General features: G+C 56.7%; 3 protein-coding genes. 1 reads left to right on the top strand and 2 read right to left on the bottom strand.

All coding sequences use genetic code 11. The features are described 5' to 3' along the window. The coding region (locus tag B4F73_RS08750; RefSeq protein ID WP_290483032.1) for a hypothetical protein at positions 1–639 on the bottom strand (639 nt) is incomplete at its 3' end. 144 nt (positions 640–783) lie between these two features. On the opposite strand from B4F73_RS08750, the gene B4F73_RS08745 reads away from it, so the two are divergent. Then, positions 784–1,251, top strand: coding sequence for a GAF domain-containing protein (locus B4F73_RS08745; protein ID WP_206990733.1), 468 nt, complete (start codon positions 784–786; stop codon positions 1,249–1,251). On the opposite strand, the gene B4F73_RS08740 is transcribed toward B4F73_RS08745, so the two are convergent. Then, positions 1,216–2,670, bottom strand: a 1,455-nt coding sequence (locus tag B4F73_RS08740) for a carboxylesterase/lipase family protein (RefSeq protein WP_290483031.1), incomplete at its 5' end; no start/stop codon positions are given. The two genes, B4F73_RS08745 and B4F73_RS08740, sit on opposite strands and share 36 nt — an antisense overlap.

The following is a 2,670-nucleotide window of genomic DNA, read 5'->3' as shown; positions in this document are numbered from 1 at the left end:
AAGCTTGCCGATCTCACGTGCCGTGAGTGAGCGAGGCACGCCGATCTCGATGCGCGTCTGAATGTCCTCGATTGACCGGAACAAGAGTAAGTGCACGGCCTCCGCGAATTTTCCTGCGCGGGCAAGCGCATCGGCCTCTTCCAGTAGGGAGCGGGCGACGGATTCTGCCGGGCGGAAGTCCGGGATGACATCGTCGCCGACTTTGTCGGCTTTGCTGCCATCTTTGCCAAACCGGATACGCAGCGCCTCTCCGAAAAGGAAGTACAACACGCCCAAAATCAAGGCGGCGATAGCTACATAGAAAATGAGCGTTAGAAGCGGGCCCAAATGACTAAGGAACTCAAACAATCCTCGTAGCCAGTTAGGCGGAGGAGAGGGCGGATCGAACTCGACAGGATCGGCTTCCGGTCGTTCGAGCTGGAGGGTCGATTTTCTAAGATAGTCCCGATGCGCCTGTTCAAGTGTTTCAAGGTCTGTTTCGGGATGGTGGGTGACCTCGCCCCAATCATTCGAGTCGGGAATCTCGATTGGGGCGTCCAAGGTGAGGTCGTCATAGTCGTCGCCTGTCTGCGCCCCCGCAGGGACGGTGAGACAGGCTGCGATCAGCAAGGCGGCGCTTAGGCGTCCCGTCAGGCTCAATGACTGTCTCCCTCATGGCAGCGGCCCCGTCCACCGCCTTGACTGCTCCGACTATTTCAGAGGTTGGTGTCAGCTTCAACGCCCTATTGCGAAGTGCCTGCATCCAGCCGATATAGCCCGCTCAAGGCACAGATGAGGCAGAATATGGACAGGGCAGAACGCTACAAGGAATTGAAGGCGGAAATTGATAGCGTTGTTGCGGGAGAAACATCGATCACTGCGCGTTATGCGACAGCGTCCTGTATCCTGTCACAGGCCTTTTCACCCCGCTTTTTCTGGACGGGATTCTACATGGTTGACCCTCTGAAGGAGTCCGAACTGGTTGTTGGGCCGTATCAGGGCACGCTTGGTTGTCTGCGCATCCCCTTTGGCAAAGGGGTCTGCGGGCATGTGGCGGCGACGCGCGCGCCGATCATTGTTCCGGATGTTCATGAATTTCCCGGGCACATCGCATGCGACTCAGCGAGCAATTCTGAAGTTGTCGTTCCGGTGTTCGACGCAAATGGCGATCTCGCTGCCGTACTGGATGTCGACTCGACAGAACTGAATGCTTTTGACGCTGTCGACCAGGCGGGCCTAGTCGCTATTTGCGAAACGCTCCTCACCGCCTAGCCCGGCGGCTGTCGATAGAAGTGCCGTATTCTCGATCAGCTCAAACGGTGTTTTTGATCGCTTGATGGCGTCGATCCGCAAATTGAGATTGTCTTCCAGTATGTCGAGTTTGCGCGCGCGAAGGCCGCTGATGCGTTTGATCTCATGGTCCAATTCCAGCCAGATATCGGCGTCCGGATCATAAGCTGGCCACTCAGGCAGGTCTTTGCCATTGGGGTCACCTGTCTTGGCAAAATTGGTCCAGTACGAAATCATTCTGTCAGTCAGGATTTCATCGTCATCAGCTGCCGGAAGGAAGCCGTTGTGGCTATCGAAGACAAACGCGATCTCGGCCCCGTGATATGCACCGAGCGTTTGAGACTTTCCTGGCGGCGTCCGGCTGAATTGGTAGAGCCAAGTTGGCTGGCCAGCAGCGACATTGGCTTTGGCCAGAAAACGCGTATGGACGCCGAACAAGTCATCGCCCAGCATTTTTTCGGCGCCCCGATCCCACGTTTCCAAGGATGTCATGCCATAGAGGGCTTGTAGCGCTTTCGATGAGTTCACACCAAACACGCCTTCCAGCATCGCTTCGCGTTGTGTGATGGAACCAGAGATGTTCGGCAGCAGGGCTGTCGGCGATTTGCGCTGACTGTAAAATAGAGTGCCTTCATCAGCATTATAGCCTGCAAGGACTGGAACCCGATTGGCGCCACCGTCCCGAATAGCTTCGCCGATTGGCACGGGCAGGACGTTACCATCCACTGTCGGCAAGAAGTACTTGACCAAATCCTGCCTCAACAGAACACGGTCGATGATCGCCCCCGACGGGATGGCGCGAAGCCGGTCTGCGGTAGCGGTGCCATCGGCCAGCGATGAAAGGAACTCGACACCGACTTCTTCGGAGCTTTGCACATTGGGCAATGGCGAGTGGGACAGGTGAAGCGCATTGTAACTGCTGACGCCACTCTGCAAGATGGCCTTGTCATACAGGCCGTCAGCAAGAGGCGTTGCCATCAGCTCACTGACAGATTGCGCGCCTGCGCTTTCGCCAAATATGGTGACATTGTTTGGATTGCCGCCGAAGCGCGCAATATTCATTTGAACCCAGCGGAGTGCTGCAACTTGGTCCAACAGGCCGTAATTGCCGGATGTTCCGGCTTCTTCGGTCAGGGCAGGGTGCGCCATGTAGCCGAATGGTCCGAGCCGGTAGTTGATTGTGACCAGAACGACGCCTTTATCCACAAGGCCATTTGCCTGGTAATATGACGCCGAACCCGCCCCAGCCTGATGAGAGCCGCCGTGAATCCATACCATTACCGGCTGTAGCCGAGGCTTGCCGCGATTTGCCGTTCGGACATTCAGGAACAGGCAGTCCTCAGCTTCAGCGGGCTCAGGCTGGGCAGCGAGGTATTGCCTGGCGGCCAATCGTTTCCACCA

This window comes from Hyphomonas sp. UBA3601 (assembly GCF_002375605.1).
Taxonomy (GTDB): domain Bacteria; phylum Pseudomonadota; class Alphaproteobacteria; order Caulobacterales; family Hyphomonadaceae; genus Hyphomonas.
This window is presented reverse-complemented; position numbering and strand designations above follow the sequence as displayed.

Coding starts and splice junctions, on each gene's coding strand:
- B4F73_RS08745 (WP_206990733.1), top strand. CDS start 784: ATGGACAGGGCAGAACGCTACAAGGAATTGAAGGCGGAAATTGATAGC.